Origin of the sequence: Metabacillus sp. 84 (assembly GCF_050107715.1) — a bacterium.
Lineage (GTDB): Bacteria > Bacillota > Bacilli > Bacillales > Bacillaceae > Metabacillus_B.
The window spans coordinates 263897-289104 of sequence record NZ_JBNILN010000003.1 but is presented as its reverse complement, the minus strand read 5'-3'; the positions used below and the strand labels follow the sequence as shown (position 1 = coordinate 289104).

The 25208-nt window shown below is 45.3% G+C and carries 30 protein-coding genes; 6 read left to right on the top strand and 24 right to left on the bottom strand.

The features are described 5' to 3' along the window. Position 1: 1 nt before the first annotated feature. From ACQCV8_RS08225 to ACQCV8_RS08180, 10 genes are all read right to left on the bottom strand, one after another. A complete protein-coding gene (locus tag ACQCV8_RS08225; protein ID WP_426844093.1) occupies positions 2-556 on the bottom strand; it encodes a YpjP family protein in 555 nt (184 codons plus the stop codon). A gap of 386 nt (positions 557-942) precedes the next feature. Continuing rightward, complete coding sequence (locus ACQCV8_RS08220; protein WP_426844092.1) at positions 943-1071, bottom strand: YuzL family protein; 129 nt, start codon at positions 1069-1071, stop codon at positions 943-945. 28 nt (positions 1072-1099) lie between these two features. Continuing rightward, positions 1100-1876: a class I SAM-dependent methyltransferase gene (locus tag ACQCV8_RS08215; RefSeq protein ID WP_426844091.1), complete on the bottom strand. Its 777-nt coding sequence runs from the start codon at positions 1874-1876 to the stop codon at positions 1100-1102. A 144-nt stretch (positions 1877-2020) separates the two neighbouring features. Next, a complete protein-coding gene (locus tag ACQCV8_RS08210) occupies positions 2021-2455 on the bottom strand; it encodes a BrxA/BrxB family bacilliredoxin (RefSeq protein WP_426844090.1) in 435 nt (144 codons plus the stop codon). A 100-nt stretch (positions 2456-2555) separates the two neighbouring features. Next, positions 2556-4262, bottom strand: coding sequence for a dihydroxy-acid dehydratase (ilvD, locus tag ACQCV8_RS08205; protein ID WP_426844089.1), 1707 nt, complete (start codon positions 4260-4262; stop codon positions 2556-2558). 295 nt (positions 4263-4557) lie between these two features. Next, a complete protein-coding gene (locus ACQCV8_RS08200) occupies positions 4558-5688 on the bottom strand; it encodes a conserved virulence factor C family protein (RefSeq protein WP_426844087.1) in 1131 nt (376 codons plus the stop codon). Positions 5689-5723: 35 nt separating this feature from the next. Further along, positions 5724-6359 carry an HD domain-containing protein gene (locus ACQCV8_RS08195; RefSeq protein ID WP_426844086.1) on the bottom strand — a complete coding sequence of 212 codons (636 nt, stop codon included), beginning with the start codon at positions 6357-6359 and terminating at the stop codon, positions 5724-5726. Between the two features lie 38 nt (positions 6360-6397). Further along, entirely contained in the window at positions 6398-6898 is a 501-nt protein-coding gene (locus tag ACQCV8_RS08190) for a glutathione peroxidase (RefSeq protein WP_426844085.1), read from the bottom strand. A gap of 3 nt (positions 6899-6901) precedes the next feature. Continuing rightward, positions 6902-7420 (bottom strand): hypothetical protein, encoded by a 519-nt coding sequence (locus ACQCV8_RS08185; RefSeq protein ID WP_426844084.1) that lies wholly within the window; start codon positions 7418-7420, stop codon positions 6902-6904. Next, the gene (locus tag ACQCV8_RS08180) at positions 7420-9105 is read right to left on the bottom strand and encodes a formate--tetrahydrofolate ligase (protein WP_426844083.1); all 1686 of its coding nucleotides are present in this window, start codon (positions 9103-9105) and stop codon (positions 7420-7422) included. The genes ACQCV8_RS08185 and ACQCV8_RS08180 overlap by 1 nt, the downstream gene beginning before the upstream one ends. A gap of 184 nt (positions 9106-9289) precedes the next feature. Between ACQCV8_RS08180 and metA the strand changes: the two genes are divergently transcribed. From metA to ACQCV8_RS08165, 3 genes are all read left to right on the top strand, one after another. After that, entirely contained in the window at positions 9290-10213 is a 924-nt protein-coding gene (metA, locus tag ACQCV8_RS08175; RefSeq protein ID WP_426844082.1) for a homoserine O-acetyltransferase MetA, read from the top strand. A gap of 297 nt (positions 10214-10510) precedes the next feature. Further along, a complete protein-coding gene (locus ACQCV8_RS08170; protein WP_426844081.1) occupies positions 10511-11671 on the top strand; it encodes a diglucosyl diacylglycerol synthase in 1161 nt (386 codons plus the stop codon). 65 nt (positions 11672-11736) lie between these two features. Then, positions 11737-12729, top strand: coding sequence for a metal-dependent hydrolase (locus ACQCV8_RS08165; RefSeq protein WP_426844080.1), 993 nt, complete (start codon positions 11737-11739; stop codon positions 12727-12729). A 38-nt stretch (positions 12730-12767) separates the two neighbouring features. Here ACQCV8_RS08165 and ACQCV8_RS08160 read toward each other — a convergent pair whose 3' ends face one another. From ACQCV8_RS08160 to ACQCV8_RS08150, 3 genes are all read right to left on the bottom strand, one after another. Then, positions 12768-13463 carry an AIM24 family protein gene (locus ACQCV8_RS08160; RefSeq protein WP_426844079.1) on the bottom strand — a complete coding sequence of 232 codons (696 nt, stop codon included), beginning with the start codon at positions 13461-13463 and terminating at the stop codon, positions 12768-12770. Next, positions 13463-14155, bottom strand: coding sequence for a class I SAM-dependent methyltransferase (locus ACQCV8_RS08155; protein WP_426844255.1), 693 nt, complete (start codon positions 14153-14155; stop codon positions 13463-13465). The genes ACQCV8_RS08160 and ACQCV8_RS08155 overlap by 1 nt, the downstream gene beginning before the upstream one ends. Before the next feature lie 94 nt (positions 14156-14249). Next, a complete protein-coding gene (locus ACQCV8_RS08150; protein ID WP_426844078.1) occupies positions 14250-14402 on the bottom strand; it encodes a hypothetical protein in 153 nt (50 codons plus the stop codon). A gap of 277 nt (positions 14403-14679) precedes the next feature. Between ACQCV8_RS08150 and cspD the strand changes: the two genes are divergently transcribed. Further along, entirely contained in the window at positions 14680-14880 is a 201-nt protein-coding gene (gene cspD / locus ACQCV8_RS08145) for a cold-shock protein CspD (protein ID WP_426844077.1), read from the top strand. Positions 14881-14930: 50 nt separating this feature from the next. On the opposite strand, the gene ACQCV8_RS08140 is transcribed toward cspD, so the two are convergent. Continuing rightward, entirely contained in the window at positions 14931-15116 is a 186-nt protein-coding gene (locus tag ACQCV8_RS08140) for a hypothetical protein (RefSeq protein ID WP_426844076.1), read from the bottom strand. 199 nt (positions 15117-15315) lie between these two features. Between ACQCV8_RS08140 and ACQCV8_RS08135 the strand changes: the two genes are divergently transcribed. Further along, entirely contained in the window at positions 15316-15588 is a 273-nt protein-coding gene (locus tag ACQCV8_RS08135; RefSeq protein ID WP_426844075.1) for a DUF2564 family protein, read from the top strand. 233 nt (positions 15589-15821) lie between these two features. Here the strand turns inward: ACQCV8_RS08135 and ACQCV8_RS08130 are convergent, their stop codons facing one another. Both ACQCV8_RS08130 and ACQCV8_RS08125 read right to left on the bottom strand, forming a co-directional pair. After that, positions 15822-15998, bottom strand: coding sequence for a zinc-finger domain-containing protein (locus ACQCV8_RS08130; RefSeq protein WP_426844074.1), 177 nt, complete (start codon positions 15996-15998; stop codon positions 15822-15824). A 14-nt stretch (positions 15999-16012) separates the two neighbouring features. Continuing rightward, positions 16013-16672 (bottom strand): reverse transcriptase-like protein, encoded by a 660-nt coding sequence (locus tag ACQCV8_RS08125; RefSeq protein ID WP_426844073.1) that lies wholly within the window; start codon positions 16670-16672, stop codon positions 16013-16015. Positions 16673-16825: 153 nt separating this feature from the next. On the opposite strand from ACQCV8_RS08125, the gene ACQCV8_RS08120 reads away from it, so the two are divergent. Next, entirely contained in the window at positions 16826-17215 is a 390-nt protein-coding gene (locus ACQCV8_RS08120; RefSeq protein ID WP_426844072.1) for a reverse transcriptase-like protein, read from the top strand. Between the two features lie 50 nt (positions 17216-17265). On the opposite strand, the gene ACQCV8_RS08115 is transcribed toward ACQCV8_RS08120, so the two are convergent. The 8 genes from ACQCV8_RS08115 to ACQCV8_RS08080 all read right to left on the bottom strand — a co-directional run bounded on the left by ACQCV8_RS08115 (position 17266) and on the right by ACQCV8_RS08080 (position 25183). After that, on the bottom strand, positions 17266-17532 hold the full coding sequence (locus ACQCV8_RS08115) for a DUF6123 family protein (RefSeq protein WP_426844071.1): 267 nt from the start codon (positions 17530-17532) through the stop codon (positions 17266-17268). Between the two features lie 195 nt (positions 17533-17727). After that, positions 17728-18621 carry a 5'-3' exonuclease gene (locus ACQCV8_RS08110; RefSeq protein ID WP_426844070.1) on the bottom strand — a complete coding sequence of 298 codons (894 nt, stop codon included), beginning with the start codon at positions 18619-18621 and terminating at the stop codon, positions 17728-17730. A 215-nt stretch (positions 18622-18836) separates the two neighbouring features. Further along, the gene (locus ACQCV8_RS08105) at positions 18837-18977 is read right to left on the bottom strand and encodes a hypothetical protein (RefSeq protein ID WP_426844069.1); all 141 of its coding nucleotides are present in this window, start codon (positions 18975-18977) and stop codon (positions 18837-18839) included. 64 nt (positions 18978-19041) lie between these two features. Next, positions 19042-19302, bottom strand: a complete 261-nt coding sequence (locus ACQCV8_RS08100; RefSeq protein WP_426844068.1) for a DUF2533 family protein — start codon at positions 19300-19302, stop codon at positions 19042-19044. Further along, entirely contained in the window at positions 19303-19494 is a 192-nt protein-coding gene (locus tag ACQCV8_RS08095; RefSeq protein WP_426844067.1) for a hypothetical protein, read from the bottom strand. Next, positions 19491-23066, bottom strand: coding sequence for a dynamin family protein (locus tag ACQCV8_RS08090; protein ID WP_426844066.1), 3576 nt, complete (start codon positions 23064-23066; stop codon positions 19491-19493). The genes ACQCV8_RS08095 and ACQCV8_RS08090 overlap by 4 nt, the downstream gene beginning before the upstream one ends. 465 nt (positions 23067-23531) lie before the next feature. After that, positions 23532-24086 (bottom strand): isoprenylcysteine carboxyl methyltransferase family protein, encoded by a 555-nt coding sequence (locus ACQCV8_RS08085; RefSeq protein ID WP_426844065.1) that lies wholly within the window; start codon positions 24084-24086, stop codon positions 23532-23534. Then, entirely contained in the window at positions 24083-25183 is a 1101-nt protein-coding gene (locus tag ACQCV8_RS08080; protein WP_426844064.1) for a type III polyketide synthase, read from the bottom strand. Before ACQCV8_RS08080 ends, ACQCV8_RS08085 begins: the two co-directional genes overlap by 4 nt. Between the last annotated feature and the right edge of the window lie 25 nt (positions 25184-25208).

Here is a 25208-nt window from a genome sequence, read left to right as displayed (position 1 = left end):
TTTAATGAGTCATCCAAGCGGGCGGAGTATTTCGGTCCCAATAAATGCTGCCCAGCTCATGATGCTTCTCAAAGGAATCCTTATCTAAATGGTAATGAAAATTAAACCAAAAACCTTCGCCAGGAGGATGGTCGATTCTCACATGAAACCGTATAACATCTTTGCCGGTCCGGGCATCATATATATGGAAGATTTTTTCACTTCTTCCCCCTCCCGGCTTTTCACTGATGACAAGGCTGTCCGATTCTACGGCAGTCAGCTCCCAGTCAATAGCTTCCGTGATTTTCGGAAGAATGAGCTCGTCAAACTCCCTTTCAATAACAGGTCTGATCCTGTCCCCGAATTTTAAATAGGTCTGCTCTCTTGCCAAATCTTTAAATTCCTGATGGGCACGCTCTTCTTGACCTTTTAATTCCGAGTCATATTGGTTCTCTGAAAGGGTTTCGGATAAGCTGCCTGTTTTTTCTTCTGCAATAAGAGAAGCTGGAGGTGCAACCATGCCTAGAGTGGCGATGGAAAAAAGCGCTACGAGTGTTTTTTTAAGCCATTTGTTCATGCTGACCCTCTCCCAGGTTTATTCTCTATTAGTTTATCATAGCTTATAGAACTTCACCTTAACAAAGTTAGGAAAACGCTTTAATTAAACAATCATTTCCTTTACAATAAATGTATTACCTACACGGGGAGGCGCAACATGTTTGAGGTCCTGCTTATTTCAGCAAGTTTTCTCACGCTGCTTTACATGATTATGATGGAAATAACAGACTAAAGCCCGGAAGCTTACGTTCCGGGCTTACTTAACCTCTGCTCAATTTATTTGCTTCCGAGGTTTGACGCGAATCCTTTTTTACTTGCGGGCTGAATGTGCAAAGCCTTGACAGCAGATGAACAGCGCCCTGCGCGGAACGGGCGCTGTTCCATCTGCGGGATCTCCCCTGTCCATTACATATTTTTAGGCTTGGAGACGGCGGAGCTTCTGGATTTCCCCGTCTCTTTATTCGTCGTTCCCTGTCCTTCCGGTTCAGGAGATCCAAGCTGGGCTTTGGATGGGTCGGCTTTTTTTCTGGACATGGCTGTCACCTCCGCCCATAGTTTCCGCCTATTTCTTCAATTCTATAACTCCGTAATGAAAAGAAGCTGAGCGCCGCTTCAGCTGAATAAAACCAAATTTTTCAAAACGGGCGCTTTTCCAGTGATCTTTAAGAACAACTCTTTCTTTAGCGACTCTAAGCGCCTCGAAAACCGCTTCTTCTGCAAGATCTTCATGCAAGGCAATTTGTTTTAGCGGTGTCATTCCCTCAGAATCAATGGGTTCTTCAAACATCGGGTCAAAATAGACGACATCAAATGAAGAATCAGAACAGTTTTTTAGAAAGCCGGTATGATGCGCATGAACTACTTTTACGCTTCTCATCGCCCTGTTGATTTCATCGATGCCCGTATCCCAGTTTTGCAGGCCCTCTTTAACAATGACGGCCATTTCCTGATTGTTTTCAAGTCCGCAGACCCTTCCTTCAGCACCTACTGCGAAGGAGGCGATTATGCTGTCGGAGGCTAGGCCAAGCGTGCAGTCAAGCATGGTTTTGCCACTTGATAACCCCGCAGCTTGTGCAAACGGGTCGGACTGCCCCTTCATAAGCCGCTTAACCCTGAACATGGCAGAGTTTGGGTGAAAAAAGAAAGGTTTACTATCCGGGCTGGTGAAGAGCTCCATTCTCTCGGTTCCGACAACCAGAACAGGTTTTTGGTACTTATGGAGCATGAAAGCTATGGATTGTTTATTTCTCGGCTCAAACCGTCCGTTGATAGAAGGTGCCAGACGTAAGGCTGTTTTTTCCGCTTCTTTAAAGTTTCTCATCACTGTAGTTACAATCAATTTTAGCGTCCCTTTTCCTGAAGCCAGGCTGTAGCTGGCTGATGATATCCGCTAAAGATATTTATTCAATCAGCAGCTTGCTCAGCCAAAGCTTTTCATAAAAATCGGGATGGCTTCAATTGAGAAGCCATCCCATCTGCCTGCTCAGCAGTTTTTTTCAAAAGCCTGTTCAAGATTAGCCATAATCTCTTCTATTGCAAATCCTTCAATGCTGTCTCTCGGAATAAAATGAACGACATCTTTCCCTTTTAGAAGTGCCATAGAAGGAGAAGAAGGTTCATACCCTTCAAAGTAAGTCCTCATTCTGGCAGTAGCCTCTTTATCCTGTCCCGCAAAGACGGTCACAAGCCGGTCAGGCTTTTTATCGGCATTCAGCGCAGCCTGAGTGGCAGCCGGGCGCGCAAGGCCTGCTGCGCATCCGCAAACTGAGTTCACAACGACAAGGGTCGTTCCTTCAGCATTTTCCATAAAGGCTTCTACTTCTTCTTCTGTCAAAAGCTCCTGAAAGCCGGCGTTTGTAAGTTCCGCTCTCATTGGCTTTACCATTTGACGCATGTATTCTTCATATGCCATCGACATTTTAAAACCCCTCCTGAATCGATCATATGGAGCTGGCCGCCGTGGCTCTTTTGCTCCTATGTTTTCAAGAATACTATAGAAAAATTCCGGAGGCAAACGATTAAAGCTTTACATGCTCCATAGGTGTCTCAGGGAGATCGGTTACCGCTCCTTGAGAGGAGCAGGAAACGGTGCGCGCATATTTCCCAAGTACTCCCCGCATAGTTTGTACAGGAGGCGACCAGCTCGCTTTTCTTCTTGCGAGCTCTTCATCCTGAACATGCATCGTCAGCTCTCTTCGATCGCTGTCAACGGTGACAAGGTCTCCGGTATTCAAAAAGGCAATCGGTCCGCCGATTTGTGCTTCAGGGGCAATGTGGCCAACTACGAGTCCATGAGTTCCACCTGAAAATCTCCCATCTGTAAGAAGAGCTACGGTTTCACCGAGGCCTTTTCCTACAAGGATGGCGGACAGTGAGAGCATCTCAGGCATTCCCGGTCCCCCTTTCGGACCTTCATACCTGATGACAATCACATCGCCCGCAGAAACTTCCCCTGCTAAAACCGCTTCGGTTGCTTCTTCTTCACTGTCAAAAACTTTCGCCGGGCCTGTTAAACTTGTAACCTTTAATCCGGAAACCTTTGCGACTGCTCCAGACGGGGCCAGATTCCCTTTCATGATGACCAGGGGACCATCTTCACGCAATGGTTTGTCCAGCGGAACAATAACATCCTGATTGTCTTTAAGCCCCTCCAGAACCTCCAGGTTTTCAGCTATGGTTTTTCCTGTCACAGTCAGACAATCACCATGCAAATACCCTTGTTCCAAGAGCAGCTTCATTACCCCGGGCACTCCCCCCGCTTCATACAGATCCTGCATGACATACTTCCCGCTGGGCTTTAAATTTGCAATGTGGGGAACCTTCTTTTGGATCCGCTCAAAATCATCCAGCGTCAAATCTACCTCAGCTGCATTGGCGATCGCAAGCAGATGGAGGACGGCATTCGTTGAACCGCCGAGGGCCATGACTAACGTGATGGCATTTTCAAAAGCCGCTTTTGTCATAATGTCTTTAGGATAGATTCCGGCTTCCAAAAGCTTAAGGACCGCTTCGCCTGCATCATAGCAGTCCTGAAGCTTGTATTCTGACTCTGCCGGGTTTGAAGAACTGCCCGGCAGGCTCATGCCCAGAGCTTCGATGGCTGATGCCATTGTATTTGCTGTATACATGCCTCCGCAGGAACCTGCTCCCGGACAGGCATTGCATTCAATTTGATGAAGCTCTTCCCGGCTGATATCACCTTTATTATATTGTCCGACTCCTTCAAACGCGGAAACGATATCGATGTCCTTCCCGTTCAGGGTGCCTGGCTTGATTGTTCCGCCATACACGAAAACAGACGGTACTTCGGATCTCGCCATTGCAATAAGGCAGCCGGGCATGTTTTTATCACATCCTCCAATAGCAACGTAGGCATCCAGATTTTCAGCTCCAGCTACAGTTTCGATTGAATCCGCAATAACATCCCTGCTCGGAAGGGAGTATCTCATTCCCGATGTCCCCATAGAGATCCCGTCCGAAACGGTTATGGTATTAAAAATCATTCCTGCGCCGCCTGCATCAGCTACTCCCTGTTTTGCCCGAACCGCCAATTGATCAATATGTATGTTGCACGGAGTTACCTCGCTCCACGTGCTCGCTACGCCGACCATTGGTTTTTGGAAATCTTCATCCTGAAATCCGACAGCGCGGAGCATAGCCCGGTTTGGAACTCTTTTAGCATCTTCACTTAAATGTCTGCTCTTTATTCTTAGATCTTTTTTCATTCCTTCTTCCCTCCTGCGATAATCGATTGTGTATTACTATAAAACGTTGATTTCCATATTGCAATAATATTCTAATAATTTTTAATAAAATGTTAATTTAATAACATAAAAAAAGAGGGCGTTCCAAAAGCTGTATTCTTTTGGACTCCCTCTTTTTCATAGTAAAGCAGCTGCATCGGACCGGCGGCTTACGCTCCAGTCTTCTCGCTTACCTCTTCGCCCGCTGTTCCATGGGCTCTGCTGCGCCTTTCCAGAAGCGTTCTATGCAGACGGGCAGATCAGCCCCTCTTCTCCCTTACGATTCGCTTGCTTTCCGGCTTTCGGTCATTTGCTTCCATACGGACCCCATAGCTTCTTCGCCGCCTTCAATTCGTTCGATGGCAAGCTTGATTTGCATGCTTACTTCAAATTCCAGGTCATCCTGGGCTGCTCTCAATGCCGGCAATGCCTGCTCATCCCCCACTTCATATAAGAACATAGCCGCCCGCCAGCGGACGAGCTTGTTTTTATCCTTAAGAGATTTGATGACGGCCGGCATTGCTTTAGGATCTCCAATATCAGAAAGGCAGTCCCCCGCCGTCCTTCTTACCGTCACTGACTTGTCCTCCAAAGCCCGATATAAAAGAGGCAGCACAGCGGGATCCTCTATCATGCCAAGATAAACGACTGCCAGCCTTCTGATCGAGGCTTTTTCGTCACCGAGGGCTTTTTCCAGTACATTTAAGTCATCCGCAGAAGGATTCATCTGCTCCAAGTGTGCATACCGGGAAGTCCATTCAGGTTCCTCCATCATCTCAATCGTTACTTTGTAAGCTGTGCGGCTGATTGGCTGCACTCCTTCTTCTTTATTCAGCATTTGCTGAGCCATTCTTTTAAGCCGGTCATCCTGATATGCAGCGGAAAGCTCTTCGACAATGTCCCCGCCAATTTCATCCATATCTCCATAACGGACACCATGGTCTTTCCAAACCCGATCCAGCACCACATTGGATGATTGCTGCTGAACACTGAAAATAGCCTCCTGGAAACGCTGCGGGAGTGCGAAACGTTTCTCTTCCATACCATCTGTCAGCTTTACCTGCATCGGGATGCCATTGAACATCTGCACAGATGCTTTTATTTCTCCAAATCCTTCCGCTGCTTCACCAGCTTGAACGGTTTTTTCAGAATCTTCACCAAAGCAGGACCTTACTGAAAATAAGATGTCTTTCCAATCAAATCTGGAATTCCGTTCGACTGCGAGAAAATCAGCCACATGATAGACCCCTTTGACTCCGTCAACCTGGAGAATATCCTGAATTACTTTAGGCGCGTTCTCTTCTCCGCCTTTTTTATAGTTATTGCTTGTCCCTTTTGGAAGCTCCTCTGTAAGGATGATCTTCATCGTGTTCGGACTCGGTGTCGGTTCAATCGTTTTTATATTCATCCTGGTAACCCTCCTAGCTGAAATTTTCCTCTATTTTAACATAAGCGATCCGGTGAAGCGGACCTTAACGCCCCCGTTTTCAATTCACGGAAAAACGTTTCAAGATAAAGCTCCATAAAAGCATGCCTTGCTTCCGCTTCTTTTCTTCCAGCTTCTGTATTCATCAGATTCTTCAGTTTTAAAAGCTTATCATAAAAATGCTGAATGGCTGAATCAGGCTTGCCGGGATCGAAAATCGGATTGCCTCTGCTTCCGGCATACACAAATGTCCTTGCAATTCCGATTGCACCGATTGCATCAAGCCGGTCTGCATCCTGAACAAGCTTTCCTTCTTCTGTAGAAGGCACATCAGTTCCTGATCCGTTGAAAGAAATTTTATCAAGTATATGAAAGATATGGCTGATTTCCTTTTCTTCGACGCTGTATGAATTCAGCCACTCTCTGATTTCTAAACCACTCATCCTTCTGGCTTCTTCCAATTTCCGGTCCGGCAAATCGTGAAAGAGGGCTGTCATCTCAATAATAAACCGATCAGTTTCTGTTCCACAGGCCAGTTGCAGCGCCAGGTCCCTGACTCTCTCTATATGCCGCCAGTCATGGCCTGAACCTTCGTCCCCTAGCAGCTCTTTGACCATCAAACGGGCTTCTGACAGGATATATTGCTTATCCATAACGGTTCCTCCAATTCCCTTAGTGCACTTTAAGGCTCTTAATTAAGCGGAGCCGGCTCGTCAGCGAGCAGTTCCTTTATACGCCCTTCGATGTCCTTAGGATTTGTATTTGGTGAATACCGTTTGACAGGCTTTCCGCTCCGGTCAACGAGGAACTTTGTAAAATTCCACTTAACTCCCTCTGAGCCGAGCATTCCCGGAAGCTCGCCCGTCAAGTATGTAAAGAGCGGATGCGCATTTTTCCCATTTACATCAACTTTCGCAAACATAGGAAATGTTACTCCATAGTTCAGTTTACAGAAGGATTCGATTTCCTGCCCGCTCCCGGGATCCTGATTCATAAACTGGTTGCAGGGGAATCCGAGAACTTCCAGCCCTGCTTCGGAAAAGCTGGAGTAAAGGTTTTGTAGCCCTTCAAATTGAGGGGTAAATCCGCATTTGCTCGCCGTATTGACAATTAAAAGCACTTTTCCTTCATAGTCGGATAGCTGCTGTTCTTTTCCGCTAATCGTCTCAGCCTGGAAATGATATACGTTCAACCTTTACCGCCCTCTCTCATCATTAATCACCTGGATCGTTCGAAGTACTGTTTCCACAAATCTGGTCAAATCTCCTGCATGTTCCTCGGTCAACAGGCGGCCGAAACGAAGAGTGGCCGTTTGTTTATATTCCCTGATGCCGCTAAGCGGGTCATAGGCTATTCTCATTGATATTTGAAAATCTTCCTCCCAGAGCTGTCTAAACTTCTCTGTTTCCTTTAAAGGATTTTTTTCTTCCTGCACATTCTGGATAAAACGAAGTTCAAGTGAACACCCTGCTGATGGTGATTGGCGGAGGAGCTCTGCTTCCAGCTGATCCAAATGAATAGAAAGATGAATGACAGCGATGGCCTCTGATTGCATGCCTGCTTCAGCGAACGTGATGCTCCATGATCTGGACATATCCGCGAGATTTACAAGATCTTTTCTGGACGTTACCTCAACCATTCCATCCAGATCCAAATCATAGACCGCCCCTTCAAGCAAGAACTTCAGGTTATCGAATACAGTCGGATCAAACATTAGAATAATCCTCTTGCACGCCCTGAGGAATCTACGTCCATTTCCAGCGCAGCCGGACGTTTGGGGAGGCCGGGCATTGTCATGATATCTCCGGTCAGAGCTACAATAAAACCCGCACCTGCTGAAAGCTTTAGCTCCCTGATGGTAACCGTGAATTGTTCAGGCCTTCCGCGTTTTTCCGGATCATCCGATAATGAGTATTGGGTTTTAGCGATGCAAACCGGAAGATGGCCGTACCCGGCTGCTTCTATTTCCGCAAGCTGCTTTTCTGCTTTTGATGTCAGTACAGCATCTTCTGCACCATATACTTTAAGGGCAATTTGCTGAACCTTCTTTTTAAATGGATCTTCCGCCTTGTACAGGAATGACAGATTTGAATCCTGGTCCGCAAGGGCTGTCACAAGGGATGCAAGCTCAACTCCGCCTTCCCCCCCTTTTTCCCAAACTTCAGCAGGCGCGCACGGATGTCCGTTATCCGAGCACCATTTAATAAGCAAATTCAGTTCTTCCTGTGTATCAGATGTAAACTTATTGATCGCAACAGCATAAGGAAGACCAAAATCTTTTACCGTTTCGATATGTTTTTCGAGGTTTTTGCATCCTTCAAGGACCGCAGCAGGATCGGACTTTCCGAGTTCATCCTTTTTTACGCCGCCATGCATTTTAAGAGCTCTTACCGTTGCAACAATCACAACGGCAGCGGGCTTCAGTCCTCCTGCAGCAGATTTAATATGCAGAAATTTTTCTGCACCAAGATCCGCCCCGAATCCTGCCTCTGTGACAGCGTAATCCCCAAGCTTAAGAGCAGCTTTTGTCGCAATAAGGCTGTTGCATCCATGTGCAATATTGGCAAAAGGCCCTCCATGAATCAATGCAGGTGTATGTTCAATTGTCTGAACAAGATTGGGCTTGACGGCATCTTTTAAAAGGAGCGAGAGGACACCCTCAAAGCCAAGATCCCCTACAGTAACTGGTTCTTTAGCTGCCGTATAGCCGGCTATTATTTTTGAGAGACGCTCTTTCAAATCCTCCGGGTTACGGGCCAGGCATAAAACAGCCATGACCTCTGAGGCAGCCGTTATATCAAATTGGTCTTCTCTCACTGTTCCATTCATAGCTCCGCCAAGTCCGGTAACGACGTTTCTAAGCGCCCGGTCATTCAGATCGAGCGCCCGCTTCCAAACAATTCTGCCAGGATCGAGGCCAAGATCATTTCCTTGATGAATATGATTGTCAATAAGCGCAGATAGGGCGTTATTGGCAGATGTAATTGCGTGCATGTCCCCAGTAAAATGCAAGTTGATTTCATCCATCGGCAGCACCTGGGAATATCCCCCTCCCGCGGCGCCTCCCTTCATTCCCATTACAGGGCCCATCGAAGGCTCCCTCATGGCAATTACCGCTTTCTTTCCAAGCAGGCAAAGCGCCTGGCCTAAGCCTGCCGTCACTGTTGACTTGCCTTCTCCGGCGGGTGTAGGATTAATGGATGTAACGAGAATAAGCTTGCCTTCTTTTTTGGCCTCAAGCTTTTTAAGAAGAGAGTCCGAGAGCTTTGCTTTGTATTTTCCGTATAATTCGAGATCATCCTCATCGATTCCGAGTGAATGAGCAATTTCGCGTATCGGTTTCATCGCTGCCCTGGAAGCGATCTCCAGGTCCGTTAAGCTTTTTTCCTTGCCAGTCATACCTTCAACTCCATTTCAGCGTACTTGCATCATTTTATCATTAGTCATTTTTGATCACAAAGCATTGTACATTGAAACATAACCTGCAGCCATTTCTCTGTGATGAAGGTTTATCACTATTGAAACCGCTTTTTGAAAAGCAGCATGCATTTCGCAAGAATTCCTATAGATCGGAGTGTTTCAGTTGCCCATTAATATCCCTTCTAATCTGCCTGCAAAAGCCATTCTTGAGAATGAGAATATTTTCGTTATGGATGAACGCCGCGCTGCTTCCCAGGATATACGACCGCTTGATATCCTCATTTTGAATCTTATGCCCCAGAAAGAAAAGACAGAAACACAGCTTCTCAGGCTTTTGGGGAATACTCCGCTGCAGGTGAACATCACGTTTTTGCATATGAAAACCCATAAGTCGAAAAACGTAAAACCACAGCACCTCAAAGAGTTTTATACCACATTTGATCATATTAAGCATCGCAGCTTTGACGGGTTGATCATTACCGGAGCTCCGGTAGAACTTTTGCCTTTTGAAGAGGTCTCCTACTGGAATGAGCTTCAGCAGATCCTCAAATGGAGTACCGGCCGCGTGACCTCAACTCTGCACATATGCTGGGGAGCACAGGCCGGACTGTACTATCATTATGGAGTTGAAAAAATTCTGCTTGAAAGCAAATGCTTCGGCGTTTTCCCCCACATTGTAAAAGCTCCTTCGGAAAAACTTGTCCGGGGATTTGATGAGGAATTCTATGTTCCTCATTCGAGGCATACAGATATATCAAAAGAACAAGCTGCACGGCAGGGTGACCTTATTGTTTTATCCGAATCGGAAGAAGCCGGTGTATGCCTGCTGATGTCGAAAGATGGCAGGCGGGTGTTTCTAACCGGCCATCCTGAATATGATGCCGGTACTCTTGACGAGGAATACAGGAGGGATTTGGAACGGGGGATGTCTATCTCAAAACCGCTGCATTATTATAAAGAAGATAATCCTGAAAAGGGACCTTTGTTCAGATGGAAATCTCATGCAAGTCTGCTTTTCTCCAACTGGCTCAATTATTACGTTTATCAGGAGACGCCATTCAGCTGGGATGAACAAAATGGGAAATGATAGGAAAAAACAAAAATGTGTACCATCAAATTCCTGTATTTGTTAAAATGGATAACGAATAGCGCTGTGTAACCGAAAATAACAAACACTTTACATTATTTTTATAAAATTGGAATGGGGATATGGTACTCTATATAATAAATTAATAGTTAGAGAGATAAAGGCTCATTTCGTACGTACCCCTGAAAAACGGATAATGCCACGCCGCCAGCGGAACGGAGCAATCCTTAAAGCACAGGTACAGAGAATGCAGAAAGTTAAATGGTGAGTTTTTTATTTTTGATTGAGGTGAAAACGTTGAGATCTAAACAAAAAGTTTTGATTCTGACGGCCAAGTATGGAAACGGGCACGTTCAGGTAGCAAACACATTGGTGAATCATTGCAGAAATAAAGGGATTGAAGATGTCATCGTTTGTGACCTTTACAACGAATCACATCCTGTTTTTTCAGAGATCACCCAGTATCTGTATTTAAAGAGCTTCTCAATCGGAAAACAATTTTACCGTTTGTTCTATTACGGAGTAGACAAAATGTATAATAAGCGAATGATGAACCTTTATTATAAAATGGGCCATAAGCGGCTTCATGAAATCATTATGCGGGAAGACCCGGATGTGATCATTAACACATTTCCGATGATTGTCGTTCCGGAATACAGAAGACGGACCGGAACCGTTATTCCAACATTCAATGTGATAACAGATTTCTGCCTTCATAAAATCTGGGTTCATGAAAACATTGATAAATATTATGTAGCGAACCGGATTGTAAAAGAAAAGATTGTCCGCCTCGGAATTCAGCCATCCGCCGTCAAAGTGACAGGCATCCCCATCCGCCCTCAGTTTGAAGACAGGCTGAATGAAAAGGAGCTTGCGGAAAAGTACGGACTGGATCCTGATAAAAAAACCCTTCTGATCATGGCCGGTGCTCATGGAGTATTAAAAAATGTCAGAGAGCTGTGCCAGTCTTTTTTAAAGCATACTAATCTGCAGACCGTTGTTGTCTGCGGGAAAAACCAGGTGCTTAAAGACAGCCTTACACCTCTTGCTAATGCCTATCCTGATCAGATCAGAGCACTTGGATATGTAGAAAGAGTTGACGAACTGTTTCGGGTAGCCTCCTGCATGATTACAAAGCCTGGAGGAATCACGCTGAGTGAAGCCGCAGCCATCGGCCTTCCGGTTATTCTTTATAAACCGGTGCCCGGACAGGAAAAAGAGAACTCCATCTTTTTTGAAAACAGCGGTGCAGCCATCGTCGTAAACAAATATGAAGAAATTCAGGAAAGTGTAGATTACCTGCTTACTAACGGGCAATTGCTTTCCAATATGAAAGAAAATATTAAAAAGCTTCACCATGCTGCCTCTGCCGATGTCATCTTAGATGATATTATTGAAGAAGCATACAGAATTACAAAAGAGAACCAGAAAAAGATGGTTGGCTCGGTTAATTACTGACCGCAGTACGATCACAGTTGGAACTTAGGATGCCGGGGCAACGACTTGCTTCTCGGAGGGAAACAATGGATACAAGCACTCACATCGCAATGGGTGCCGGACTTGCAGGCTTATCTGCCCTTGATCCGGCAGTAGCAAATGACTCTGCACTCGCCCAGGCTGTTCTTGCAGGTACAATACTGGGCTCCAACGCACCCGATTTTGATTATGCCGTCAAGCTCTTTAAAGGAGAAGGCGCGTATTTGAGGCATCATAGAGCAGGCTCTCATTCCATTTTTGCATGGTTACTATGGACCCTCCTGCTGACCGTCTGCATCCTTCCCTTTTTTCAAGGGGTGCCTGTGCTTCATTTGTCCGCCTGGATTTTAGCAGCTGTTCTCATCCATGTTTTCGTGGACCTGTTTAATTCCTATGGGACCCAGGCAGGCAGACCCTTCTATAAAAAATGGATCACGTTTGATGCTGTTTATATTTTTGACCCCTTTATTATGGTTCTTCATATCATTGGCTTTGTCTTATGGGGAGCCGGGTTTTCCTCAGGGATCGTATTTGCTTTTGTTTATGCTATTATGCTTCTTTATATCATTCAAAGAGCCTTTGCCTCCAGGTCTGTACGCCATAAGGCAGCCAAAAGCCTGGAGTCTGACTTTTTCAAAACAAAAGCGATTCCGACTATTCGGTGGGGAATTTGGAATGTTTGCGCTGAATCTGATCGGGAGTTCCGGACAGGAGAATTTCGCAGAGGAAAAATAGAATGGGTTCATACGTTTAATAAGGTTGAAGAGGATGAGCCCATTGTCCAGTTTTCCCTTAGAGATCAAAATGTTCAGCACTTCCTTGTGAATGCGGAATGGGCCCACCCCATTCTTATTAAATCAAACAGCGGATACGAAGTAAGGTGGTTCGATGTCAGGTACAGAACGAAAAACCATTATCCGTTCATGACCATTGTCAGGCTGGATCACGATGGGACCATAAAGGCTTCCAAAACTGGATGGCTCCATCATGTAAAGACTTTTGACAATGCAGGATCCCTTTATGAGTCCGTTTCCCACTAGAGAAAAAACCATGCCGAACTGGCATGGTTTTTTAACATTTAACTTTGCTGGCTTAAATAAATTTCTTCGAAGGGCTGGACAACTACAAATCCTTCTCCTTCGAATTTCATCTGAATCGACTCTCCGCTGCCTCTTCCAAGAAAGGTTTTTAAGGACACATCTGTTACGAACTCCGGCTTAAGTCCTCCTGACCAGGCTACGGTTGCGTTAGGATCGGTATAAACCGGGCGTCCCGGCTCTGCAAACAATGTTAAAGGTTCATAATGTGAGGTGATCGCCACTAATCCGTTTCCTGATAAATGGATATTAAATAATCCTCCGGAAAGCATACCGGCCACTTTCCTCATCAATTTGATATCCCAGCTGACTGAAGGTTCGAATGCAAGCAAATCGTTGCCGTTTACCGTAATGGATTCGTTCTGAAGCGATAGAATGGTGATCTTTTTCCCTTGATCCGCTAAGTAAAGCTTGCCGTTCCCATTGGCTTTCATCAGAGAGGACCCTTCGCCTGTAAATGCTTTTTTCAAAAACTTGCCAACGCCATGCTCCAGGACCCCCTCTCTCTCAAATTTAACCTGCCCATTGTAGGCAATCATCGCACCGGCTTTTGACCAGACCTGACCATTTAAATTCACTTCCAGCATACGCGGAGTTTCCAGCTCGAAAAAGCCCTGTTTTTTTTCTGATTGTTTCGTGCTCTCTACAAACTCCCTGATTGAGTAGCGATCGTCCATTATTTTCTCCCCTTTTCGTTTTGAAGCATAAATAATGTTAAAAATGATAGTGCCTGGCGCAATTCAAAGCTTAAAGAACCCGTGAGTCCGCTCGTAACTCCATCTTTATATACGTGGTGCTCAGCCAATGGTTTCAAATTGTTTTCTTCTGCCAGCCTTACAAATTCCCATGGCATCATCGTATTGCATACGGATGGTTCGCTGTTGAGCCTCGGGTAGCTCTTCACTCTCGGACCCGCTGTCGGCCCCAGGATCCCGATGCATGCATATCCTCCCGGCTTCAGCACTCTCCCCAGCTCATGGACCGCCTGCCTTGGATCATCTGTCCACTCCAGGCAGTTAATGACCATCAATGCATCTGCAGCATTTTCCTTTAAAGGCAGGTTCATAACATCCCCCATAATGAATGAAAGATTATCCATTTCGCCTGAACCCTTTGCTATGGAAATCATTTCACTCGAGAAATCAACCCCTGTTACTGAATAACCGTGCTGCGCAAGCTTCATTGACCCATAGCCGTCTCCACATCCGATGTCAAGCACTTCAGCCGGTGGGGATAAATGTTTTTCAAAGAATGGGATAATTTCTTTTCTGCTTCCGTTCTCCCACATATCCATGCTGCGTGCGTGCCAATTTGCTGAATGACCATTCCATAGCTGCTCTGCCTCCCGGCTCCAGTTGAATCCGCTCATTTTTTTCATATGTAGTTTATTCCCCGCCCTTCCCTTACCACTTCTCCGTATGGGCACAAATCCCCTGCAAAAATGAACCATAAAAAAAAGGAGCCTACTGCTGCTCCTTTTTGGGCTCCTCGTTTATAACTAATGGTGCTGCTTCGACATTATACATTCCTGCAGTACAGACTTTTGTATCATTTTTCAAAGCTTCTTCCAGTTCTTTGTTCGCTATATAGGATTCCTCTTGGTATCCTTTAGCCATTTCTGATCGCCTCCCTATATTAACGATTTAAGAATAGCCCGGTTTGAAATTAACATGCCCGGAAGTCAATATTTTATGAGTTCACTGCTGTTCTTACCAATTCAGAAAATTTCGCGAAAATCTCCTTCCCGCTTCTTGACTGCCCGCTTTTTTTTTTGTATATTAAAAGCATCATTAGGCTGGGTGTGCAAAAAAAGGTATAAAAGCATTTGGCATAATGGTGAATACTTTTTTTAGCGCTGTTACTGCGCTACAGAAATTAGGAGGATTATGTAATATGCAAAACGGTAAAGTAAAATGGTTCAACAATGAAAAAGGCTTCGGATTTATTGAAATGGAAGGCGGAGACGATGTTTTCGTTCACTTCACTGCTATTCAGGGAGACGGCTTCAAGTCGCTTGAAGAAGGTCAGGAAGTTTCTTTTGAAATTGTTGAAGGGAACCGCGGACCTCAAGCAGCAAACGTAACAAAACTATAATCCATGAGACTGACCAATAGATCAAAAGAGACCGGGTATCCGGTCTCTTTTTATTTGCTGTTAACCATTAAATATTCAATAGCCTTCACATTTTGCTTGATCTTCTTTTCAACACGCGTAATTTCTAAATGATTAAATACGTTGGCATGGTTTGCAATATATACAAGCTTATCCAGATCCTGATAGATCTCTGTGAACGCCTGTTTAATATGTTCTTCAAGGTGTTTATTTTTCACGCTCCCTAATTGCTCCCTTCTGGGTCAGGTTAAAAACTGTTCCTGATCATCCCTTCTTTTTACAAAAAGTCGTTCTTATGAACTATTTTTATCCGTTATAACGAATATACCAGTAAATTCATCTTTTTGCACCCTTTAAGTCACGATTTCGCATATTTTTTTTCCATCAGCCTCATATTATTATTGGAGGTGCATCAAAATGAACCAAAACAGCGAATACAATGGCTACAATGATTTAGCACAGGTTAAGCTCGCGATTGAGGCTTCCCAGAAAATGACGGGGGCCGGAACGATGAGCATGGACCCAGAAGCCTTAAAGCATGCACAGCAATCCATTGAAAATGCAAAAACCCAGCTGGAGCAGGTTAAGCTGACAGGGGTCGATCAATTATTTCTCGATAATCAGCGAAAATTACTCGATCAGTGCGAACATCAGCTGAATGAAGCACAGAAAAAAGGGACTGACCAGTAAGCCCGTTTAACTCTTTTTTGATTTTACATTTCACTTTTTCAGCTCTGCAGGCAGTGATACTCAATCTTTACGCAAGGTCTTGCCGCTGCCCGCTGCACATGCATCCGTACATGACCTTTCGCTTCAATCAGCCTGACGAGACATTACCACAAAGAAAACCCCCGGTTTCCGGGGGTTTTGTTACGCCTATTTTCTCTCGGCAGGACTAATAAGAACGCCCCCCGTATCGTCAATCAGGAAAGTTTTTCTCCCAGCTCTTTCAATTTCAGCCCGACTGTGCATTGACTGATGCAAAAAGAGTGAGCGTATGTTTTTCCTTGCTCTTTTCGAAAATGCTGCTTTAAGAGGCAGTCCACACAGTACGTATCAAGAAGTTCTCCGATTTCATCCAGTTTTTGTTTCCTCTTCATTTTGTTCACTCCAATTAATCCAGTTTAATTTGGCTGCTGACTTCTACACCAAGGACTGCCTGTTTGGCAAGCTGATCTGCCTCTTTGTTCTCTTTTCTGGGAACAGATTGGAAATCCCCCGTTATATGAGCGGCAGACAGGACTGCCTCAATGCGGCCGATCCACATCTGATGCTGCTCTTCATAGCAGGGCCATTCACCGGAGAGCTGGTTTATTACAACCAGTGAGTCTCCTTTAAACGATACATCCTGACCCTTTACACCAAGATCAGCCAATCCATTTGCGGCAAGCAGCAGTGCAGCAAATTCTGCTTCATTGTTTGATGATAATTCATCTATTTTCCGGTTCATTCTTATCCTGAATTTTTCTTTTTCTAACGTATAATAAATAGCAGCACCCGCGCCGCTATTGCCCGTTTCCTTCTCATAGCTTCCGTCAAAAAATACAGTTACGGAAGAAGGCTCGCTCTCAAGCTCCTCCATAAGTTTTCCCAATTCCTTTTTGCTCCAGGCTGTTCCTCTGGAATCCAAAAACTCCAATGTTTTCGTCCTGCCTGTCTTTTCCAGATCGTGCGAAAGCATGAGAGCCGAATCTGCTTCCAATTCGTCGGATTGAAATAACACGGTTTGTTTCGCTTTAGGGGACTGGTAGGTCCAATTTATTCTGACTCTCATCGCATTTGCCTCCTTGAGACATGAAAATCTTAAGACTTATTGTATATTCTTATGCTACACTATGGAAGTGTTTTGCATGCCGCATTTTTACATTTTAACATGCTTTTTCATTAAATGCAGACCGGCATAGTTTTTAAAGAAAGGCTGACTTGCATGATCGAAGTTTACATTGATGGAGCCAGTGCAGGCGATCCCGGCCCTTCAGGAGCCGGCATTATCATTAAAAACAGCGGAAAAACTGAATCTTTTTCCTTTCCATTAGGCGAAATGTCCAATCATGAGGCTGAGTTCCACGCGCTTGTTTTAGCTCTAAGATTGTGTATGGAACGGGAATTCAACACTGTTTCTTTCCGGACAGACTCACAGATTGTAGAAAGAGCCGCAGAAAACCGATATGTCAAAAACAAACGCTTTACCCCTTTGCTGGAAGAGGCCTTGCTGATGATAGACCGGCTTGATCTGTTTTTTATTAAATGGATTCCGTCCAAACATAATCCAGCTGACCGTGCGGCGAAGGAAGGGATACAAAAAAACAAAAAATAGCCAGCTGCCGCTGGCTTTGATTTTCTTAGTTATGCCTGGTATACGGGCCATTATAAAAGCTTGAGGGATTGGACTTTCCGCAGCGCTTCGGCCTTGGTCCGAACCTGCCCTTCCACAAAAGCCTCCAGAAGAGACAAGTAGAAGGAGCCTTCAAAAGATTTCTGTATCTTTAAGGTATGCTCAATTGCAGAAATGACCTGGCTGTCTTTAGCTCCGGTAAAGCTTTTGCCGAAGTAAATAAAACCGATTGCTTCATCTCCGAATTTAAACCCTTTCCAGTACATTTGATCCAGATACTCTGCCAGATCGTTAGCCATATCAGACATCCGCCTCCAGAAAGGAAATAACTGCCCTCTAGAATAGTACGTCAAATTTCGCAAAACTACCAGATTTTTTTATTAAAAACTGTCGAAGATTGGCGCCTTTGTCCTGATCATGGACTGATTGATTCTATTTAAACGATAACTGGAGTGCGGGGAGATCCATTTCACGCCATCCCTGTCCTTGGCTGTTTAAACGGCTTCTCTTTCTGCCGCCCTTTTGATGAGCCCGTCCATCCCTCTGATTTCCGCATTAAGCAGCCACGCTTGAGCCATATTAAGGTTAATGCTGAGCATGGCTTCTTCTAAAGCATAGTCCAGCGGAACCTGACAGTGAATTTCAGCGAGCGATCTTGATAAATGGAGCATCTCCATGTCTTCTTCGATTTTCTTTCTTTGCGAAGGAGTGAGCATATGGAGGCTTTCAAGAAGCTGATCAACGGACTGATGCTCCTTGATCAGCTTGTACGCTGTTTTCTCTCCGATTCCTCTAACTCCCGGATAATTGTCGCTTGAGTCTCCCATCAGGCCTTTTACATCAATCAGCTTAGAGGGGTGGATGCCTTTTTCCACCTGAAACGATTCCACACTGTACGGGAGGTATTGCCCCATGCCTTTCTGGAGAAGGATGACCTCAACATTCTCATCAAGCAGCTGAAGAAGATCCCGATCCCCCGTCAGAATTTTGATGCTCATCGTATCTTTTAATTGGGAAGCAATTGTCCCGATGCAATCGTCCGCTTCATACCCCTTGACCCCGATGTTCGGAATTCCCAGGGAAGCAGCCGCTTCCTTTGCCATATCAAACTGGGGAAGCAATTCAATTGGCGGTTCATTTCGGTTTGCTTTGTAATGCTGAAAGGACTCCGTTCTGAACGTTTTGCTTCCCATATCCCAGCAGCAGATGACCTTAGAAGGCTTAAAGGCATCAATGCCCATAAGCAAATGCTTCAAAAAGCCGCTCACTGCATTTGTAGGCACACCTTTGCTGTTTACCATAAAATTGCCGTGGACGGATGTCGCAAAAAACGCCCTGAATAGCAGGGCCATTCCGTCTACAAGCAGTATATCTGTTTTTCGTTCCATTTTAATCCGCTCCTTTGCTCTCGTATTGCAATTTTACCACAAATCCTTAGAAGGCGCGAAATGACTATCCATTTCCGGGAATAGCATTCAGGAAGGTGAGGATAATTTTACCAGACATTCCTCTAAGGTTTTGTTCTGCTCGGAATCACGTTGCGTTCAAAAGAGTGAGTGGACTTTCATGGTTCCCGTCAAACAGAAAAAAAAACCAAACCCGGTCAGGATTTGGTCTTTTTTGTATTGCTGAGCTTTGCTGCTTCTGCTTCAGCGTAGGAAGCAAATTCATGATGCAAGCCATTTTTCTTTTTTGCATTATTATTGGCCATTGCATTTGAGTTGGCTGCTTTTGTTTTGCCCACTGCGTAACCCCCCTTTCAAAGGGAATTAACTCTATTGTGTGCAAAATCAGCCTGTATGGACCGGTTATTTCCTCGTTTCCACAAACTCCCTGACCATTTCAACCGTGATTAAACGACGTGGCGGGAGATTTACTTTACGAGCGAGGGCATTCATTTTCTTGGATAGTTCATTAATTTCAGTAACGGTAAAAGGCTCCTGCTTCTCGCATTTGACGATTGCTTCTTCAATTTTTTCTTCCCGCATAGCATCTAACTGTGCAAAATAGCGCACTTCCTCATGCTGGGTTTGTGAATGCCTGCTGATTGCTTTATGAACTTCTTCCATTTAGGATTCCCCTCTTTTTTTCATTAAATTTATGACGGATGGCTTAGGTTCCCAGCATGCGAACGAATAGTGAGGCTTCGTTTCATATCCGAGTCTGCTGCAGAAATAGTTCATGCCGCCTCCTGTCATTTTTACAGGCTGGAAATGCACACATGCTGCACAGCACTGATAGTCTGTTTTTTTTACAGTCATAGATCCTCCATTATGGCAACCGCCCTGCTGTGGATCTCCTTCATCGTTTCGAGCTTGGAACTATCCGAATACAAATCCTCAAAACCTCTGCAATGGGATTCAGCATCCTTTTTAAATTTTTCTTTGACCATATTTGCCATTTCTTCAAGCTTTATCTCATAAAAATTTGCAAAGCCGGTTTCGGTTTCCGCCAGCCTGTCAGTCAGTTCTCTGTGAATTTTCTCCCATACTGCAACGCTCATCGCTGCCCGCTCATTTTTTTCAAAAAAGGCTTTTGTGCTTGTGAATAAGCTGATTTCCTTCTTAAAGGCAGATGCGTTCCCTTCGAGTATATTTCCAAGAGGGGGCGTTTCCATCTCTTTAAATTCCGGAGAGGTCAAGCGGGAAAGATTCATAATGGAAGCCAGTCCTGCTGAGAGTTTTTCTGTCATTTCCCCTATCAGCTGTCCAGATTTCTTTTCCATTCTCAGAGTGATTGCCTGAAGTTCCTGCATTAACCGGTGATTAAGTACTTGAAGCAGTTCTTCCATCTGCTCTGCCAGAATCAGCTTGGCAGCGCCCTCCTGATTGAAAATACCAGGATGGAAGTGGGCTTTGAACAAATCTGGAAATTGCAGGCCGAGCCGCTGAATCAAATAGTAAAGCTGCTCCTTTATTTCCTGCCCGGACCTCCTGCTGTATGGAAGAATGCTCACAGATTCAAGGTACCGGACACCGTCTACAAGCTCCATTTGCTTTTGTGCAAATGCCGCCTTCTTTTCATCACTGCTTTTATCTGCTTCTTTCTTATATTCCTGCAGCTGGCTTACTGCCCCGTTCATTTCGTCTTTTAGAGAGGTAACTGCAGTCTCTACGAGATCGTGTTCAATAAAGCCCGACAATTCGTTTTGAAAGCGTTCAAAATCGGACGGTACAGAAAGCTTTTTTCCTGCAAGTTCATATAGGCTGGAAATCCCGAACATTCTCGGAGTTCGGACTCCCTCGAAAGCAAGCTGGGATTCAATGTATTCTTTCACTTCGGCAGCCTCTTGACCGTTTTTAGCCAAATCAATGGCATTGATCAGGAAAAACATTTTATCGAGGGAAAAAGCGTCTTTTACCCGGCCAAGCTGCTGAACGAATTCACGGTCCCCTTTTGAAAAAGGATGGTTGTAGTAGGTTACATAGAGAAGCGCGTCACACTGCTTTATGAATTGGAAAGCAACTTTTGTATGCCGCTTGTTAAGTGAATCCGCACCAGGCGTATCAACAAGGGAAACCCCTCTTCTCGTAAGGGGGCAGTCATAATAAATAACCGCTTCTTCCACAAGTGCAGCTAATTTTTCGTCTGATACGTATGGACTAAAATGGGTAAGATCCGTCCAGAGTACAGATTCGTCTCCCCACTGCTCTTGCTGCAATCCTGCTTCATATACCGCTAGTTTGTCTTTCCTTTTTGAGTCCAGCGCCCCTCCGGCAAGCAAGGCTCGGATATCCTCCAGTAAAGATGAAAACGAAGGCTGGTCCGTGAAGGGCCCCGCCGGGTGAATTTCCTTTAATTCTTCCATTAGCTGCAAAGGAGTCTTTCTTTTGATGGCAACACGGCCATGGACATGTTCATCCGTTACCGGCACGATCCTGTTGATGGCTGCAGTCGTCGGATTAGGGGAGGATGGCAGAATCTTTTCGCCAAGCAGCGCGTTTGCCGCTGCCGATTTTCCGGCACTGAATGCCCCGAACAATGCGATTGTAAAGGTCCTTTGCTCTACCCGGCCCGACTTTTCTTTAATCAGCCTGATTCTTTCCTCTAGCCCTTTTACCCCTTCTGTTACAGCCGTTAATGCACGTGCGCGGTCTAAGACTTTGTTCGTCTGAATGGACTTGCTGATTAGTGGAGCCCGTTCCTCCCTGCCGTTCTTGACAGCATCTGTTCCCTTGACCGTGGAACGAAGGGGGGAATACCGGGCCATGTCCTTGTTCTTTCTGCTTTGAATCCACTCTTTGGCATCGGCAGCAGCCGGAATCTCCCGATGCAGCACTTTCAGCATATACTCCTTTTTCTCAAGAAGCTTTAAAATGGCCAGCAGCTTTTGATCATTTTCTGCCGCTTCCGTAAGGAGAGAACCCATCCGGGCAGCAGACTCTGGATTACTTGACCTTTCCACAGCTTTGATCTCTATGTTTTCAAGGATGGAAAGCGCCTGTTTCTTTGCTTCGTTTTTAATGATATCTGCTGTTTGCTTTGAATAGTTCATCACAAATTCTGGTGTAGGATCTGCTCCCGGCAAAAGTCCTTTAGCCGCCGCTGTTTCCATATGGGGTGTGACGAATTCGGAAATGTCAGTCCCCGACTGCTCTTTTACACCGAGGAGCCCAGCCGTTTTCAAAAGCAATTCCTTAAGATGCCAATCGATTTGAGAAGCAGTAAGCTCCTTTAAGGACGCAATAAATTCATCTTGCCTTGCTTTGATTGCCTCTTCGGTCTTTTTTTTCGAGAAAAACAACCCGGCCTTAAAACCGGGCCGCTTGGATTCAATATACCGTTTAGCCTGCTCCCTCACTTCAAAAGGGGTAATATTGGCATTCGACAGAACCTGAGCCAGTTCAGATTTCGCCTGGCGTACAGCAGCCGCAATCTTTTGCTTTTGATCCGTTTCGCTGTCTTTAATCCGCTGAATTTCCGCTGCCAGCTGATTGCCTCTTTCTTCAAGGGAACGTCTTTCTTCTGTACTGACGTTTTCACGATCTTCCAGAACCTGGATATGCTCGGTTATTACGAGCTCAGCCTGGCTCGTTTCGCTTCTTACTTTAGAATCGGCCAGTTGCTCCTGAAGCGTTTGCTTTACTCTTTTTAATTCATTGTGCTTATGGCCGGGTTCTTTCATGGTGGTGTAATAGATGCGGCTCTCTCCCAAACCGATAGCTGCAAAGCTACCGGCAATCCTCTCTTTAAATTGAGAAAATGAAAGCTCCTGCTCCTGATGCTTATCAATCTGGTTCACGATTAGAGCCGCTTCCTGGCCATCATCTATGAGCCTTTTTACAAATTCAATCGTTCCTGCTGACTGAACGTGATTATAATCGGTTACATAAAAAATAAAATCTGCTGCATGCAAGGCAGATAGAGTGGACTCCATATGGGATGAATCATTTGAATCAACCCCTGGCGTGTCAATAAGAGCTACCGACTGGGGCAGCTCCTCCGATGGCTTCCATAGATGAATTCTTGCAATCTCTTCCCCTTCCCTGCAATAGCGCTGCAGTTCGTCAAGCTCAAGCTCCGGATTCGCTTCAGCCTGTTCCCCGGAGTGCAAGTCAAGTAAAATCCTATTTTGCCCGTTCCGGACGTAAACAAGATTTGCACTTGTAGGAATCGGGCTTGCAGGCAAAATTTCTTCCTGAAGCAATGTGTTTATGAGAGTGGATTTTCCTGCTGAAAAATGACCGGTAAACGCTACTTGCTTTTCACCGCTCATGGCTTTTAAAATCAGATCGTCCAACTTAGCTGCCGATTTTACATCCTGTGAGCCGCTCATTTCATTTTGAATTGATACTAGCGGCTTTAGTGCTGAATCCTGCTGATAGACTGCCATGAAACATACCCCTTTGAATGTTCATTTCCTTCTATTTTACAGAAAAGTTCGCATATAGGCACCTGTTTTATGCGTTTTCCGAAAGAAGTATTCCTCTCCAAACGGAAGAAGGGCTCAAATTCGCCGTGCGGAATCCGGACAGGCCTGCTTTCAGGTTGGCTCCGGCTGCTTTTTAAGTCCTGATTTCCGGTTGAGGGGCGGCAGAAACCATGCACAGATAGACTTTAGCCTGAAGGTTCTTAGCGGGTCTTTTCAAGACAAATTTGGCGGCCTGAAAGCAAAAAAAAACTGCCTGCAGGCAGCCATACTTTTATCATGCAGTGAATACTTTCTTTAAAATAAATCGGGTTAATCCTGTGTACAAAAATGCTAAAAAGGCTATAGCTGCCACAATCATAATGACCCCCCAATTGAGAACGATTTTCAACCTGCTTTTACAGTATCACGGATTTTCAATGCAAGCAATCATGATTCAGATTCCGGCTGGCTGTTGTTCAGCCTGAAAGCAGCTGTATAATCTGTATGCTCCTTTAATGCCTGCTCTTCTGCAGGGATTCTGACGGAAAGCATCAGCGCATTTAGAGCTGTAAACAGGATGGCTGTGCCATATGCCTGAAAAAGGAGCGGAAATAATAGGATTTCGGCTGTTACTGCCACATAATTTGGATGGCGAAAATAGTGGTAAGGCCCCTTTACGACGACGTTTTCCTCCGGCATGAGGATAATCTTCGTATTCCATCTTGTTCCGAGGGTGGCAATGGCCCAATACCGTATGACCTGTGTGATCAAAATTAACGGGACGATGATGCCCCATAACGGAGAAATGGTCCTGCTGAAAAGAAAAATTTCCCCTGCAAGCGTAAGCAAAAAGGCAGCATGCAGAATGACCATATACGGATAGTGGTTTTGCCCATATTCTACACCGCCCAGGCCTTTGAGCTTCTTTTCATTGCTACTGGCGATAACCAGTTCCGACAAACGCTGCAAAACCATCACCGTTAACAGCAGTATTACCGTCATTCCATTTCCTCCCATTTAATCAGAAGCAGCTCAGCGCAAAATCCGGGTCCGAGGGCTCCGGATAAGGAAAGCGCCGGCCGCGAAGAATATTTCTCCTTCATTGCCCTTTGAATGACATAAAAAACGGTCGCCGAAGACATATTTCCATGCTTTCTTAAAATTTCCCTGCTGTGCAGGAGTGCATCGTCGTTCAGATTCAGTGTTTTTGTATAGGCATCCAGTACCTTTTTTCCTCCGGGATGAGCGAGAAACATGCCGATCTGCTCCGGAGAAACCCCCTGCTCCTCTAAAAAGGTCCGGACGTTTGGACCAAGCCAGTTTTGGATAATCGCCGGGATATCCCTGGAAAAAACAACATGCAGCCCGTCATTTTTGACATCCCAGCCCATTACCTCTTCAGAATTCCTCATAAAAACAGACTTTGAGGCTTTAAGGTTAGGCATAAACCTGAGCTTAGAAAGCTCCAGCAGGTGTGACTCGCTGCCTGCTACAAGCATACAGGCAATGCCATCGGCAAATAAGGAGGTTCCGATCAGATTGCTTTTGGACAGGTCCCCTCTTTGAAAAGTGAGACTGCATAATTCTACGGACAGCACAAGAACACAAGCATCAGGGTATGCTTTGCAGTAATCAAGCGCCCTTGCAAGCCCTGAAGCACCTCCAGCACATCCCAGCCCCCACACCGGAATTCTTTTAACGCTTTCCTTGAAGGGCAGATGATTGATTATTTTCGCATCGATGCTCGGTGTGGAAAGCCCTGTGCTTGAAATGAAAAAAATCGCATCTATCTCTGAGCAGCTGACACCGGAATAAAGGAAGTCCGGATTGTTGAGCGCACGGTCGACAGCCACAGTTCCATGCTGAACAGCATGCGTGCAATAGCGGCTGTTTTTCTCCTCCAATGAATGTTCTGATGAATACCATTCCATCGGCTCCACAAATTGCCTGGATTCAATTTCTCCATTTTGAAACGCTTTAAGAAGTCTTGGGAGATCTTTAAAGGACCCACGGAACATTTCTTCCGCAAATTTCGCTCCAGTCTCCTGGTTTATTTCATAAGCAGGCGTTGAAGTTCCGCAGGAAAGTATGTATCCCATATATGCACAACCTTTGATTAGAATA